The following is a 14,068-nucleotide window of genomic DNA, read 5'->3' as shown; positions in this document are numbered from 1 at the left end:
GGTAGTCGGGTGGAAATAGGCCAAAATGGCCAGAGTTGAAGGCGATTTGCGGAGCAATGTCGCCAAGAACAGGTTCGCTGCATCAAAAATTCAGTTGATCGACACCGGTAATGCGCAAATCTGAATTGATCAGCGATTCCCTAGTGTTTACCTTTTTCTTGTTTTCAAGTTGATGTCAGCGTTGGAGGAAGCTGTTTCCAGTGCTCTGGGTCAGGGGCTGTGGCCTGAAGGCAAGCGAGTGCTACAATCGCCGGCTGATTTGAGTAGTTCAGCGAGCGGGAGGCATGGGTGGAGGCAGACAGCGGTTACATCCTGATTGTTGAGGACGACCAGAAGCTGGCGGGTCTGATTGCCGAGTTTTTGCAGGCTCAGGGGCTTCAGGTTGCGGTTGAGGCGGATGGCAGCGCTGCCGTGCAGCGAATTCTCGACACCCAGCCGGCGCTGGTCGTGCTTGACCTGATGCTGCCGGGCGAGGACGGGCACTCGATTTGCGAGCGGGTCCGTGCGGCAGGTTTTCTGCGGCCGATCCTGATGCTGACGGCACGCAGCGAGGACGAGGCCCAGATTCGTGGCCTGGAGCTGGGTGCCGACGATTATGTAAGCAAACCGGTCCGCCCGCAGGTGCTGCTGGCGCGCATCCGTGCGCTGTTGCGCAGAACCAGCGAGCCGGAAACCAGCGAGGCGCCGACGCGTCTGGAGTTTGGTGAGCTGATCATTGATAACGACCGTCGTGAGGCGTGGCTGCGCGGCGAGTTGATCGAGCTGACCGGTGCCGAGTTTGATCTGCTCTGGTTGCTGACCAGTAACGCTGGCCGGATTCTCAGCCGTGAGGAGATCTTTATCGCTCTGCGTGGTATCGAGTATGACGGTCAGGACCGCTCCATCGATGTGCGTATTTCGCGTATCCGCCCCAAGATCGGCGATGATCCGGACCTTCCGCGACTGATCAAGACCGTCCGCAGCAAAGGCTATCTGTTCGTCAGTCCCGGCCCGGATCAGCCGTGAACTCGATTTTTCTGCGCATCTACGGCGGCATGTTGCTGGTACTGGTCGCCGTCTCCCTGCTGGCGCTGGTCAGCATCCGCATGATCAACGATGTGCGCGCAGAGGATTACCGCGAGCGCATGGCGACAGGCACTTTCCGCCTCATGGCAGATAACCTGGAGCCGATGGACGAAGCCGAGCGGCAGAAAGCGCTGGCCGTGTGGATGCGGCTGATCGGTGTGCCCCTGGAGTTGCGCCAGCTGGACGACCTGGGGCTGGAGTCGAGCAGTTGGTCGCGGCTGATTCAGGGGCGTGTGCTGGTGCTCAGCAGCGCGCCATCCGAGGTCCGGGTATACAGTCTGGTGGACCTCAGCCAGCAGCAGGTGCTGACCGCCGATATCGAGAAGATCTCCGAGCAACTGGGTCGCGCTACCCTGTTTCTGATTGCCGACGAGCTGGTGCGGCACCCTGAAAGTGACATGCCAACCTGGCTGCAGCGACTGCGGCGAGACAAGGGTTTCGGCTTTCCGCTCAATCTCACCCGCCTTAACGAAACCGATCTGGATGTCGACCAACGCCGGCGTCTGGATGAGTTCGATACCGTGCTGAGCCTGGGGCCGGACGGCAACGCGGTGATGATGTACATGAAAATCCCGGATACCAACTGGGTAGTCAGCCTCGGACCGATCTATCAGATGCAGGAGTATCCGCCTGAGATGCTGCTGATGACCGGCTTGCTGGCGCTGTCGCTCAGTGGTCTGCTGATTTATCTGCTGGTGCGTCAGTTGGAGCAGCGGCTGATGAATCTGGAGTCGGCGGCGACGCATCTGGCGCGCGGTAATCTGGATGCCCGGGCGGAGGCTATCGGCAGCGACTCGGTTGGCAGTCTGGCACGGGCGTTCAATGATATGGCCGGCCACCTGCAACGCATGATGCGTATTCAACAGGAGATGATTCGAGCCGTCTCGCACGAGCTGCGCACGCCGGTAGCGCGCTTGCGCTTCGGTCTGGAGATGGTGGAAACAGCCAGCAGTGAAGCTGATCTGAAACGCTATCTCGACAGCATGGACGGTGATTTGACCGAACTGGACAAACTGGTCGACGAGATTCTGACCTACGCCCGTCTTGAACAGGGCGCGCCGGCTCTGGTGCTGCAGCCGGTGGATGTGCTGGCGACGGTGGAGCAGGTTGTGACCGAGTTGTTGCCGTTGGCTGCCAGCGTGCAGCTGGAGCATGAAGATCTGTCCCATGGCCGGGCCCATGTGGTGGACGCCGAGGAGCGTTACCTGCATCGGGCACTGACCAACCTGGTCAGCAATGCCCTGCGTCATGCGGCCTCGCGGGTCAAGGTGACTACACGCGTTGCCAACGGCCGCTGCAGGCTGACTGTGGAAGATGACGGCCCCGGGATTCCGGAGGCCTACCGCGAGCGCATCTTTACTCCCTTCCTTCGGCTGGACGACAGCCGTACCCGTGCCAGCGGTGGTTATGGCCTGGGGTTATCCATTGTTCGCCGCATTGCCTACTGGCACCGCGGCTACGCACGGGTCGAATCGTCCAAGGAGCTGGGCGGAGCTGCCTTCATTATCGACTGGCCGCTGCGCCAGGCGTCGTAGCATGGAGAACCGCGCAGCGTTCTCCGTGGGTTCATGTGCCGACGCGCGGAGAAGCCTGCGGCGTTCTCCGCCCTACGGAGGTTGCGGGCTGCGGGGGCGGTAGCATGGAGAACCGCGCAGCGTTCTCCGTGAGCTCATTTACCGACGCGCGGAGACTCCCCACCAGACAAATCGCGTCTTAGCGCTGATGACCGTTGACCAGCAGGCGGAACGCCGTGGTAGCTGGGCCTGGCTCGGGTTTACGGCCGCAGATCAGGTCGCAATAAATGGCGCTTTCGCCGATACGCACGATGTACAGAGCAAGGCTCTGGGCATCCATCTCTGGCTTGATTTCACCAGCCGCAATCGCCTTTTCGAACATTTGCTGCCAGGTACTGATCAGACGCTCCTGCAGGCCTGAGGCGCGGGCAGTGAGCAATTGCAGGCCCCATTGCGGCTCGGCTTGCAGAAAATCGTACATGGGGCGCGCGTTGATCAATGCAACATTGATGTCTTCGTATATCTGCGTGAGATAGTCGATGCCCGTGAGGTTGGGAGTCTGTTCGGCACGGGCGATGGCTTCATCGTAGATACGCTTGTACAGCGACCACAGAATTTCGCCCATCAACAAATCCTTGTTGCCGACCCAGCGCATCAGTGTGGCTCGTCCGATACCCAGCTCTTCCGCGAGTTGCGACAGGTTCAGACGGCGGCCTTCCAGCCACCAGCTGCGTGCCATGCGAAAGGCCGATATCGGCGTCGCGCGTTCGTCGGATTTGCGTTTTGAGAGGGCGAGGGAGAGGGGAGTCTGCTGACTGGTCATTCGGTGCTTTCCTGGCGTTTTAGGTTTCTTCTTCGTATTTGGCTTGCATGGTAGCAATGCTGATACCAAGAATGAAAGTGTCCCGTGTGTGAATCACCAGTAGTAATACGAGTGAATTTGTAACCACGCGTCATCGGCTCGCCAACGAACCGTTTCGTCTGATCCGCAAGCGGCCGGATCAGACGTCTCGACTGTGTATCAGCCGCGGCCGATGAACGGCATCCTGGTTGCCATGATGGTCATGAACTGGACGTTGGTTTCCAGTGGCAGTTCGGCCATCTGAACAACCGCCTGGGCGACATGCTCCACGTCCATCACCGGCTCGGCCATGATCTCGCCATTGGCCTGCGGTATGCCGCGTTGCATGGGTGCAGCCATCTCGGTAGCGGCGTTGCCGATATCGATCTGCCCGCAGGCAATATTGTATTTGCGACCATCCAGCGAGGTGGACTTGGTCAGGCCGGTCATGCCGTGCTTGGACGCGGTGTAGGGGGCTGAGTTCGGGCGCGGAGCCGTGGCTGAAATCGAGCCGTTGTTGATGATGCGTCCGCCCATCGGCGTCTGGGCTTTCATCAGCCGAAAGGCTTGCTGGGTACAGAGGAAGGCGCCTGTCAGGTTGGTGTCGATAGTGGCCTTCCAGGCGTCGAACGGCAGCTCTTCCAGCGGTAACGGCGGCGCGCCGGTACCGGCATTGTTGAACAGAACGTCCAGCCGCCCCCAGGTTGCCTGTACCTGGTCGAACAGCGCTTTCACGGATGACGGGTCGCGCACATCGGAGGGGATCACCAGAGCATTATTGGCAAGCTCGTCGAGCCCTTCGAGACTGCGCTGCAGCTTGTCGGCGTTGCGACCAGTAAGGGCCACGTGATAGCCAGCCTTGAGCAGGGCAATACTGGTAGCTCGGCCAATGCCTGTGCCGGCACCGGTAACCAGGGCGACTTTGAGTGGGGAGTCGGTCATCGGGATTCCTCTGTGTTTTAGGCTGGGCAGAGGATACACCACCGACGGGCACTCAAGTGTCGCCATCCCGACAGCATCCTGGCGGTCGGGATGGCGCGGGCATTAGTTGATGCCCTTGCGACGTACATCCCAGTCGCGGTCGCTGCACAGGTCACAATTGCTGCCGTAGAACGTGTCTTCGGCGCTGGCGTCGTCCATCAGATGGTAGCGGAACCAGGCGGTTGAGGGGCCACGGTAGTCGCCCGCATTGCCGACCGGCTCGAAATGGCTGGCTCTGGACAGTTCACCCCAGAATACCGGCACGTTAGCGCGGTTGTAGACTGGCAAGGCGTTCAAGGTCGGGCTGGCGATGGTGTCGGCGCTGCCGGTCATCAGGAACATAGGACCATTCTGGTTGGATTGCGAGCTGCTGTTGTGGCCCAGACCAATAGTGTATGGCTGGAACGGCGCAGTGACTTTGATGCGGTAGTCCTGCCCCGCCATGATGGTGCCGCCACCGCCTTGGGAGTGCCCGGCCGCGCCAATACGGTTGAGGTCCAGCTTGTTCGCATAGGTGCCGGTGCTGCGGTTGTTCTGGGTGGTCAGGTAGTCGACGCAGCCCAGCATTTCCTGGCCGGTGCCGGCATTGGAGGTATTGGCTGCGATCACGACGAAACCGTGCGAGGCCCAGTGCTCAAGCAGGGCTGCGTAGGTGCTGGGCGACGCAGTGGTGCCGTTTCCCCAGACGATGATCGGGTGTTTGCGGTTGTTCTCGCCGAGGGTGGACGGGCGAAACACTGTGCAGCTGCTGCCCGCACTGCCGCTGGTCGTCGCGAATGGGCCATTGGCGCTGAAGCTGCCAACGCCCGGGAAACCGGTCCCGGTAGCCGGGTTGCCGGTGCCGCCACCACCACCGGGATTGGTGGCCAGCGCGATGCTGGAAAGCGACAAGCCGAGCGCGAGTGTGGCCAGTTTGAACATCTGTGCATTCATCCTGTGAGTCCTTTTGTCTTGTTGTTGGAATGGCTGCGCAAGGTGCGCAGAAGGCTCACGGTAGGGGGCTTGCGTGTGAGGTAAAGTCGCCCGGATGGGTTATCCGGGCGGTTTGTCTCGATATTGAGATGAGTGATGTCTGAGATTTTCTCGCTAAGCGCCTGTTTTTGCTGTGAAAAAAGGGGAAAGTAGTGGTGCGGCGGCGCAGTGCCACGTCACCCGAATGGGCTCAGTCGTTGCCCCGCGCGCTGACCCCTTCAAGCGTCGCAAAGGAGGTGTCCTTGGCGGTGAGCAGAAAGTCCTGCAGGTAGGGCATTGTCATCATGTCTTCACGCACCGCGGCGTAAAGGGTTCCGAACAGACCGTCCGGTCCAAGCCGGCAGGCGCTGACGTAGCCCTTGTGCAGATATTCGGCCAGCGCCCAGTTGGGCAGGCAGCACACACCGCGACCGGAGGCCACCAGCTGCATCATCATGACTGTCATCTCGGCAGTACGCACACCTGCCGGCTCGACTCCGGCGGGTTCAAGAAACTGCTTGAAAACGTCGAGGCGCTCGCGCTCAACCGGGTAGGTGATTAACGTCTCGCCGGCCAGATCATCGGGTCTGATGTGGTGACGGGTACTCAGCGGGTGCTGGTTGCTGACCGCCAGCAGGGCCTCGTAGGTAAACAGGGGGACATAGCTGATGCCGGGGATATCGAGCGGGTCTGAGGTGACAACCAGATCCAGGTCGCCACGGGCCAACGCCGGCAGCGGAGCGAAGAAGAACCCCGAGGCAAAGTCGACCTCGACCTCGGGCCAGGCGTTGCGGAACTGATCGATAGTCGGCATCAGCCATTGGAAGCAGCTGTGACACTCGATGGCCATATGCAGGCGCCCGGCCTGGCCGCCCGCAAGCCGCTGAATATCGCGCTCGGCCTGGCGCACCTGGGGCAGCAGGGTGTCGGCCAGACGCAGCAGCCGCAGACCTGCGCTGGTAAAGCGCACCGGCTTGCTCTTGCGCACAAACAGGCTCATGCCGAGCCGTTCTTCCAGATCCTTGATCTGATGCGACAGGGCCGACTGGGTCAGATGCAGACGCTCGGCGGCTTCAACAAGGCTTTCTGCCTCGCGCAGGGTAGTCAGGGTGCGCAGGTGGCGGAGTTCAAGCATGGCAGCGGGTCTATATGAGAAAAATCGAACTATAGCATGAGCAAGATGAGTTTGATTCAGTGCTCGCCGCGGGCGAGTATCGCCACTTTGTTGAGCGATCAGGAGAACTCCCATGCTGCTGCACCAAACCGGCCCCGCTGTATCACTTGCGCAGGAGTCAGCGCGCTGGCACCAGCAGGCTGACGCAGGTATGGCATGGGTCAGCATCGCATCAGCGGGTATGCCGCCGTTTGACTCGCTACTGGAGCGGGTTGCCAGTGCGCGTGCCTGCGGATTCAACGTCAAGCCGATCATTCCGGGGCCGTTGTCGTTGCTGTGGTCACTCAGTGATGGGAGCGAGGCGGGGCTTGAGCAACTGGATGGCTTGCTGGACGCCTATGACGATCTGCTGCTTGCCCTCGGCAAACACGGGGTGGAGTGGGTCGAGCTGAATGAGCCGCAACTGACGCAGCCGCTTTCCCCGGTATTGGTTGCGGCCTGCGAGCGCAGCTACAACCGGTTGCAGCGTACGGCACTGAGACGGCTGCTGGCAGTGAGTGGAGGCCCGCTGGTCGACAATCTGGGGTTGGCCTGCAGCCTCCCGGTTGATGCGCTGCAGATCGAGTTGCACGATGCGGAGCGTGAACTGGTTGCTGCGCTGGATCGGCTTCCTGCCTATAAGGCGCTGTCACTGGTGCTGCCTCAACCCGAACAGTCGGCAGCGCTGGCGGCGCAGCTACGGAGTGTGCATCAGCGTCTGGGTGATCGGCTTTGGCTGGCGGCCAGCGATGAAGGTGAGCTAGCGTATTGGGCAGTGGAAATCGGCAACCCGTCGTCTATTGCTGCCTGACGCTTCAACCTGTGCCGGTCTGCCTGTAGAGTAGCGCCCCATTACCTTTCGGGAGCGAATCATGCAGGAACTGTTACTACATTGCCGTCCAGGCTTCGAGGGCGAAGCCGCTGCGGAAATGCAGGAACTGGCTAACGAGCAGGGCATTGCCGGCTACCCCGTGACCCGTGACGGCAGCGCGCTGGTGCGTTTTGTCTGTCCGGAGACGGGCGATGCCGAGCAGCTGATGCGGGCCATTGATTTCCAGCAAGTGATCTTCGTTCGTCAGTGGGCGCTAGGCAGCTGGGTCGATCTCGATCCGGAAGATCGCGTCAGCCCCATTATTACCGCCTGTGCCCAGGGCCCGATTGCCTCGCTGATCTGGCTGGAAACCGCCGATACCAATGATGGCAAGGCGCTCGCGGCGCTTACCAAAAAGCTCAAGGGGCCGCTTGAACGCGCGCTGACCAAAACCCGGTTTGTGCGCCCGAACAAGGCTGAGCTGCCGCGCCTGCACCTGTGCTTCGAGAGTGGCCAGAAGGTGTTTGTTGGCTGGTCCTGGGCTGACAATGGCGCGCCCTGGCCGATGGGGATTCCCCGTTTGCGCGTACCGAAAGAAGCGCCGAGCCGCTCGACGCTGAAACTGGAAGAGGCGTGGCACCACTTTATCCCGCGTGATGACTGGGACGTGCGCCTGAAGGCAGGCATGACAGCGGTCGACCTTGGCGCCGCCCCCGGCGGCTGGACCTGGCAGCTGGTCAACCGGCTGATGAAGGTGATTGCCGTCGACAACGGCCCCATGGATCGCCGCCTGATGGACAGCGGACAGGTCGAGCACGTGCAGGCCGACGGCTACATGTACAAGCCCAAACGCACTGTTGACTGGATGGTCTGCGACATCGTCGACAAGCCCGCCCGCAGCAGCGCCCTGGCCGCCAAATGGATTACCCAGAAACTTTGCCGCGAACTGATCATCAACTTCAAACTGCCAATGAAGCAGCGCTATCCGGAGGTGGTCCAGTGCCTGGCGCATATTCAGGACGCGCTCGAGGCGGCCGGCATCAGGGCAGAAGTTGCCTGCAAGCAGCTCTATACCGACCGTGAAGAAGTTACCTGCCATATTCGAGTGTTGCGCTAGGCCTGATTTCCTCAGTCGCGCTGCCTGCGAGAAGCCCTGCCTACCGTCATAGATTGAGGCTGCAGCCGGTTTGCGACGCCTCAGAGCCTTGCCGTCGATCTACCGACGGCATCGCTATCGCATTGCCCCGCCGGCAGTGTTGCCCCTGATTCGTTCACCCTGCGCGATTGCTTGCTGCCGGCGCGGGGCGTATATCCGCTCAGACATCGCGGCGGCAGGCAGACCCCCCGGCTCTGGCGGGAATCCTGTCAGGGTATTTTTGCCATTATGAGTTTAACTAATGCATTGGTGAAATACGTTCAGTTTTTCTCAATTTCGGCCTGACTTAAACTGCCATCTGTTCCCTGGTGTACGCACCGGAAAAGGAAATTTAGAACCCCTGACGGGCTGTTGCTGCACTCAGGGGTTTCCAGACGTCAGGATACCGACTGCCATGAATACCGAGTTTGAGTTTGCCATCAAAAGCATTCCCTTTGATGAGCATTACCACCCCTCCGACAGCACGCGGATAACAACCAATTTCGCCAACCTGGCGCGTGGTGAAAATCGCCAGGAGAATCTGAGCAACGCCTTGAGGATGATTAATAACCGCTTCAACGCGCTGGCACATTGGGATAATCCCAAGGGCGAACGGTACGCAATCGAGCTGGAAATTATTTCTGTTGAAATGACGCTCGAGGCAACAGGGGCTGCTGACAGCTTTCCTGCAATCGAGATATTGAAAACCAATATCCTTGATAAAAAGACTGACAGATACATTGAAGGGATCGTTGGCAACAACTTTTCATCGTACCTGCGCGATTACGACTTTAGCGTAGTGTTGCCGGATCACAACAAGGGGCAGTCCGGCTTCAGCGTGCCCGCCAATTTTGGCGATCTGCACGGCAAGTTATTCAAGTATTTTGTTGATTCAGGTGCGTATAAACAGCACTTCAAGAAGTTGCCCGTGATCTGCCTGAGTGTTTCGGATAACAAGATCTACCATCGGACGGGAAACCAGCACCCTGTTCTGGGCTTTGAATATGAACCAAATGAGTCTTCGTTAACTGAGCAGTATTTTAAGAAGATGGGGCTGGCTGTCCGCTATTTTATGCCGCCAAACAGCGTTGCACCGCTGGCGTTCTACTTCTTCGGAGACCTGCTTAACGATTACACCGATCTGGAGCTGATCAGCACCATCAGCACCATGGAAACCTTCCAGAAGATCTATCGGCCCGAGATATATAACGCGAACGCTGCTGCCGGGAAGTGCTATCAACCCAACTTGCAAAATCCGGATCACTCACTGACCCGCATTGTCTATGACCGAAAGGAACGCAGCGAGCTTGCTGTTGCGCAGGGGAAGTTTGCTGAAGAGCGTTTTATCAAGCCCTACCGGGATCTGCTTGAACAGTGGTCTGCTAGCTGCTCTCTTTAAATAACCAGGATACACGGCACGATTTACCATGAATAAACTATTACCTACGTCAACTGCGGGCAGCCTGCCCAAACCATCCTGGCTTGCGGAACCGGAGAAGCTGTGGTCACCCTGGAAGCTTGAAGGTGAAGCGCTGCGCGATGGCAAGCGCGATGCATTGCGTCTGTCACTGCATGACCAGCAATGCGCCGGCATCGATATTGTGAGTGATGGTGAACAAACTCGTCAGCACTTCGTAACCACCTTTATTGAGCATCTCGATGGAGTCGATTTCGCGAAGCGGGAAACTGTCCGGATTCGTGATCGGTACGATGCCAGTGTGCCGACTGTCACTGGCTCGGTTGCTCGCCGGAAGCCTGTGTTTGTTGAGGACGCAATCTATTTACGGCAACTGACGGATCAACCTGTCAAATGGGCACTGCCAGGGCCCATGACCATGATTGATACGCTTTACGATGCGCACTATAAAAGCCGCGAAAAGCTGGCTTGGGAATTCGCCAAGATTCTCAATCAGGAAGCCAAAGAACTCGAGGCCGCAGGTGTCGACATTATTCAGTTTGATGAGCCTGCTTTTAACGTGTTCTTTGATGAACTGAATGACTGGGGGGTTGCCACATTGGAGCGAGCCATAGAGGGTCTGAAATGTGAAACGGCGGTTCACATTTGCTATGGCTACGGCATCAAGGCTAATACCGACTGGAAAAAAACGCTGGGCTCGGAGTGGCGCCAATACGAAGAAGCGTTCCCCAAACTGCAAAAATCCAGGATTGATATGATTTCGCTGGAGTGCCAAAACTCGCATGTTCCGATGGACCTGATTGAGCTGATCCGCGGAAAGAAGGTGATGTTGGGTGCCATTGATGTGGCAAGCAATACGGTAGAAACACCGGAGGAGGTTGCCAGCACCCTGCGCAAGGCGCTGCAGTTTGTTGATGCAGACAAGCTTTATCCGTGCACCAACTGCGGCATGGCGCCTTTGTCTCGAGAGCTGGCCAGAGGGAAGCTGAGCGCCTTGAGCGCCGGCGCGGAAATTGTTCGCCAGGAGCTCCTTGCCTAGCAATTGGAGGATGTAGTGGCGTGCGTGCGGTGATGATTGAACGTGTAGATCAATCACGCTGCCGGTAATGGGCTGGGGTTGGAAAGGCCCCGGCTCAGGTGCGCCGCCTGCCATATTACTGTCGGCCGCTCCAGTCACGCTCTATCTGGATTTTTGATTTCAGGATCTGCCATGTCTGTTCCCAGCTCCACCATAGCCCCCCTGCGCTTTCGTGAAGCCCTCGGGCACTATGCTTCCGGTATCACCGTCATCACCTCAAACGTCGATGGCGAGCCGATTGGTTTTACCTGTCAGTCGTTCTACAGCGTATCGATGAGCCCGCCGCTGGTCTCTTTCAGCGTCAAGTCCGACTCGTACAGCTACCCCAAGATTCGCCGCGCGGGTCGGTTCGCGGTCAATATCCTGTCCGGCGATCAGGTCAGCATATCCAACCGGTTTGCTCGGCAGGGCGCGAACAAGTGGCTCGGTGTTGAGTGGCGGAACTCACCTTTGGGAAATCCTGTCATCGATGGCAGCCTGCACTGGCTGGATTGCGAAGTCCATGCTGAACACATCGCGGGTGATCATCTGATCGTGATTGGCAAGGTAAAGGCGTTAAGCCTGGAAGAGGCTATTTCTGTCGAGCCGCTGCTGTATTTCAAGGGGCAATATTATTCACTGCCTGCCAGCATTCCGGGTGATTGACGGGTTCTGCCTTGCTGGTGAGTCTGTTAATGGTTGCGCTCATCAAAATTCGTATATCTGTCTGCCCGGCGTAAGCACGATGTGCGGTATCCGGTCCCTGACCATGGCAATCACTTCGGCCTGCTGGTCTTTGCGGAAGTACAGTCGGACATCCTGGCTGGTGAACTGCTCCGGATTATCTATCTGGGCTGCGTACTCGGCGGGTAGTTCGTAGGGTAGTGTCAGCACGATGAGGCCTTGCTCGGCGTCCAGCATCGCCTCCAGCACCTCGCTCCACAGATACTCATCCTGCTGAAAGTCCTGCCAGTAGGTTTGGTAGCTCGAGTCGCCACCCACCGAGGCTAGTCCGATCCCCACCAAAGCCGGGCCGGCCAATGCGGCAATGGATAGCGCCGGGTTGCTGATCAATAGCATCAGGACGATCCCGATCATCACGAAAGGGATGACGCGTATAAAGATAAACACCATGTCAGGAATGTCTTGCCAGCGGCACACCTCAAGATGTTTGTCGGTTGCACGGTAGACAAAGACGGTTTTTTGCATTGCTTGTTTGTAGAAGATAAAGGTCATGGGTATTGCAGCCAGGAAGGCCGAGTGACCCATGCCTACCCATAGGCCGAACCCAACCGTTATTAACGTGCTTATGACAATGATGCCGCCTTCAGGGATTATTCTCTTGTCGATTGCTTTGACCGTCCATGTTAATAACGTATTTTCCTCGGTATGTTTCCATCCCATTTTCTCTGAGAGCTCTACTGTTTTGCGCCATGAGGTCCTTCTCATTAAATGACTCCCAGATTGAGACCGGAATTTGAACATGCTCTCACCGACTCAGATTTGGATGTGGAGATGCTAGCCGGTTCGACTTGCCAATTTTTTACGTAAGGATTCTCATGCAACGCTCCTTCCTGTATTCCGGCCAGGTTGATGCTGAATCGATAGCCGAGATTGTCGGGGCGTTGCAGTACAGCAGGTGGATAGTTGATGCTGATATCGAGTCGGTCCATGCCACGGGAACGGGGTATGTGGACGAGCCAGATACGCCAGTCAGTCGCCTGGTAGACAGGCCAAACCGTGTTTGGCTGATTGCGGGCTCCAAGGGAAGCCCATTCTCCAAGCTCATTAAGTTCGATCCAGCGGCCCTCTGACATGTAGCCCGAGTACATGCCCGCGCGGTAGCTGGTTTCTCTGTCGGAGCGAAACCAGTTTCCTTCTGTAACCATCATTGGGTGGATGCTTGCCGTGTGTCCGGCGATGCTAGGAGGGAAAATCAGCTTTAGCCAAACACCGTCTTCCAGTGTTTTGGCAATAATGGTGGGGCGCAGTAGTATCTCATGTAGCGCAAGCATTTCGCTTTTTCGGCCATCCTCATTGTCAGGCCAATAGTTAGAGTAGCTTTTGCTCCAACTACTACGGTAAAGCCACAACCTGAAACCCTCTAGTTTCATAGCATCTGCCAATAGCGACGCCGCGAGGTAAAGAGTTCCAGTTAACAGGAGGGCAATTACCGCCCAGGGTGCAAATATTGCTCCTGTCGAGAATGTTCCCGTCCAAGCACCTATTGATGCGCTCAGTTGGAAGATTGCAACTCCGCCCATAGCAATGGCCGCTATTTGCTTTAAGCGCAAGGCCAGTCGTCTATTGTACGATTCTGTGCCTTCGATTTGCCCTTGTAATGCCAGAATCTCTGATGCCGCTGCGATTACTGAAAGCGCAGACACAGCAATTGCTCGCATTGCAAAACTCTTGAACAGTGCCCTGTACTCTAAGCCGATTTTCCACTTATGGGCCGCAGCACTGGTAAGTCGCAGTAGTTGCGCTTTAGCCCCGTTAGTTTTAACCGAGCCCGTTAGGCCGCTAATCCTCGACCACGCCGGTATCAACGTCATTGTGGCCAAGCTCGCCAGCATGCTGCTGGCTGCCGTGCTGACCGCCAACTGGTCTTGCCGGTTCCATTCGCCGTTGGCGCTGGCGGCGGTCATTGTTTCGTGGAAGTTCCAGATGTTGAGTACGGTGACCAGGCCGGCGAGACCTTGGGCGGCGTTGCGTTTTGTCCATTCGTTTACCCGCTTGAGGTAGGCGCCATAGTCTCGTGCTTTCAGTTCCAGCTGTTGCGCCAGCTCCGCACGGACCAGGGTCTGTATGGAGTAGGTGCGGTGCTCAGTATGAGTACGCAGGGTCTGGGTATTGAGTTCGCCGTTGATCAGAACCTTGTTTGGCATCTCCAGCATGAGGGCGTCGAGCTGGCGTTTGAGTTGGTGGACGTCTCTTGTCGCTGCCATGCGGTCGTGGGTTCTGCCGGTTGTTACCACGCGGGTCTGGGCGTCTAGTCGGCGGGTTAGGGCCTGTTAACACAACCTCAGTCCGTCAACGATCAGGGCAAAATTAACGAAGCCGATGAACATGACATCGAGCTTTTCAAAGCGGGAGAAAATTCTGCGAAATCCTTTCAAGCGCCGAAACAGACGCTCTACCTC

General features: G+C 57.8%; 13 protein-coding genes and 1 pseudogene. 7 read left to right on the top strand and 7 right to left on the bottom strand.

The features are described 5' to 3' along the window. Positions 1-288 precede the first annotated feature (288 nt). The gene (locus tag AC13EY_RS00485) at positions 289-1,005 is read left to right on the top strand and encodes a response regulator (RefSeq protein ID WP_482875957.1); all 717 of its coding nucleotides are present in this window, start codon (positions 289-291) and stop codon (positions 1,003-1,005) included. Continuing rightward, positions 1,002-2,600: an ATP-binding protein gene (locus AC13EY_RS00480; RefSeq protein ID WP_464383433.1), complete on the top strand. Its 1,599-nt coding sequence runs from the start codon at positions 1,002-1,004 to the stop codon at positions 2,598-2,600. The genes AC13EY_RS00485 and AC13EY_RS00480 overlap by 4 nt, the downstream gene beginning before the upstream one ends. Before the next feature lie 178 nt (positions 2,601-2,778). Here the strand turns inward: AC13EY_RS00480 and AC13EY_RS00475 are convergent, their stop codons facing one another. From AC13EY_RS00475 to AC13EY_RS00460, 4 genes are all read right to left on the bottom strand, one after another. Then, complete coding sequence (locus tag AC13EY_RS00475; RefSeq protein WP_088273865.1) at positions 2,779-3,402, bottom strand: QsdR family transcriptional regulator; 624 nt, start codon at positions 3,400-3,402, stop codon at positions 2,779-2,781. Between the two features lie 198 nt (positions 3,403-3,600). Then, a complete protein-coding gene (locus AC13EY_RS00470) occupies positions 3,601-4,362 on the bottom strand; it encodes an SDR family oxidoreductase (protein WP_088273866.1) in 762 nt (253 codons plus the stop codon). Positions 4,363-4,464: 102 nt separating this feature from the next. After that, complete coding sequence (locus tag AC13EY_RS00465; RefSeq protein WP_482875960.1) at positions 4,465-5,334, bottom strand: alpha/beta hydrolase family protein; 870 nt, start codon at positions 5,332-5,334, stop codon at positions 4,465-4,467. Positions 5,335-5,563: 229 nt separating this feature from the next. Beyond that, on the bottom strand, positions 5,564-6,487 hold the full coding sequence (locus tag AC13EY_RS00460) for a LysR family transcriptional regulator (RefSeq protein ID WP_228247457.1): 924 nt from the start codon (positions 6,485-6,487) through the stop codon (positions 5,564-5,566). Between the two features lie 112 nt (positions 6,488-6,599). Here AC13EY_RS00460 and AC13EY_RS00455 point away from each other — a divergent pair, with 112 nt between their 5' ends. From AC13EY_RS00455 to AC13EY_RS00435, 5 genes are all read left to right on the top strand, one after another. Continuing rightward, positions 6,600-7,316, top strand: coding sequence for a 5-methyltetrahydropteroyltriglutamate--homocysteine methyltransferase (locus tag AC13EY_RS00455; RefSeq protein WP_482875961.1), 717 nt, complete (start codon positions 6,600-6,602; stop codon positions 7,314-7,316). Positions 7,317-7,377: 61 nt separating this feature from the next. After that, positions 7,378-8,433, top strand: a complete 1,056-nt coding sequence (rlmM, locus tag AC13EY_RS00450; protein ID WP_482875962.1) for a 23S rRNA (cytidine(2498)-2'-O)-methyltransferase RlmM — start codon at positions 7,378-7,380, stop codon at positions 8,431-8,433. A gap of 433 nt (positions 8,434-8,866) precedes the next feature. After that, entirely contained in the window at positions 8,867-9,850 is a 984-nt protein-coding gene (locus AC13EY_RS00445) for a DUF1852 domain-containing protein (RefSeq protein WP_285676183.1), read from the top strand. A gap of 28 nt (positions 9,851-9,878) precedes the next feature. Continuing rightward, positions 9,879-10,907, top strand: coding sequence for a methionine synthase (locus tag AC13EY_RS00440; RefSeq protein ID WP_482875963.1), 1,029 nt, complete (start codon positions 9,879-9,881; stop codon positions 10,905-10,907). Between the two features lie 171 nt (positions 10,908-11,078). Beyond that, entirely contained in the window at positions 11,079-11,591 is a 513-nt protein-coding gene (locus tag AC13EY_RS00435) for a flavin reductase family protein (protein ID WP_482875964.1), read from the top strand. 42 nt (positions 11,592-11,633) lie between these two features. On the opposite strand, the gene AC13EY_RS00430 is transcribed toward AC13EY_RS00435, so the two are convergent. The 3 genes and pseudogenes from AC13EY_RS00430 to AC13EY_RS00420 all read right to left on the bottom strand — a co-directional run. Then, entirely contained in the window at positions 11,634-12,374 is a 741-nt protein-coding gene (locus AC13EY_RS00430; protein ID WP_482875966.1) for a hypothetical protein, read from the bottom strand. Then, positions 12,374-13,873 (bottom strand): hypothetical protein, encoded by a 1,500-nt coding sequence (locus tag AC13EY_RS00425; RefSeq protein ID WP_482875968.1) that lies wholly within the window; start codon positions 13,871-13,873, stop codon positions 12,374-12,376. The genes AC13EY_RS00430 and AC13EY_RS00425 overlap by 1 nt, the downstream gene beginning before the upstream one ends. Positions 13,874-13,939: 66 nt before the next feature. Beyond that, positions 13,940-14,068 (bottom strand): annotated as a pseudogene (locus AC13EY_RS00420) (IS5-like element ISCARN85 family transposase); the annotation flags it as partial.

This window comes from Halopseudomonas sp. L-58 (genome assembly GCF_056859475.1).
This window is presented reverse-complemented; position numbering and strand designations above follow the sequence as displayed.

What these genes read in the sequence shown, in the direction of transcription:
- AC13EY_RS00460 (WP_228247457.1), bottom strand. Translation starts at nt 6,487, where the DNA reads ATGCTTGAACTCCGCCACCTGCGCACCCTGACTACCCTGCGCGAGGCA.
- AC13EY_RS00425 (WP_482875968.1), bottom strand. Translation starts at nt 13,873, where the DNA reads ATGGCAGCGACAAGAGACGTCCACCAACTCAAACGCCAGCTCGACGCC.
- AC13EY_RS00445 (WP_285676183.1), top strand. Translation starts at nt 8,867, where the DNA reads ATGAATACCGAGTTTGAGTTTGCCATCAAAAGCATTCCCTTTGATGAG.
- AC13EY_RS00470 (WP_088273866.1), bottom strand. Translation starts at nt 4,362, where the DNA reads ATGACCGACTCCCCACTCAAAGTCGCCCTGGTTACCGGTGCCGGCACA.
- AC13EY_RS00440 (WP_482875963.1), top strand. Translation starts at nt 9,879, where the DNA reads ATGAATAAACTATTACCTACGTCAACTGCGGGCAGCCTGCCCAAACCA.
- AC13EY_RS00465 (WP_482875960.1), bottom strand. Translation starts at nt 5,334, where the DNA reads ATGAATGCACAGATGTTCAAACTGGCCACACTCGCGCTCGGCTTGTCG.
- AC13EY_RS00475 (WP_088273865.1), bottom strand. Translation starts at nt 3,402, where the DNA reads ATGACCAGTCAGCAGACTCCCCTCTCCCTCGCCCTCTCAAAACGCAAA.
- rlmM (WP_482875962.1), top strand. Translation starts at nt 7,378, where the DNA reads ATGCAGGAACTGTTACTACATTGCCGTCCAGGCTTCGAGGGCGAAGCC.
- AC13EY_RS00455 (WP_482875961.1), top strand. Translation starts at nt 6,600, where the DNA reads ATGCTGCTGCACCAAACCGGCCCCGCTGTATCACTTGCGCAGGAGTCA.
- AC13EY_RS00435 (WP_482875964.1), top strand. Translation starts at nt 11,079, where the DNA reads ATGTCTGTTCCCAGCTCCACCATAGCCCCCCTGCGCTTTCGTGAAGCC.
- AC13EY_RS00430 (WP_482875966.1), bottom strand. Translation starts at nt 12,374, where the DNA reads ATGAGAAGGACCTCATGGCGCAAAACAGTAGAGCTCTCAGAGAAAATG.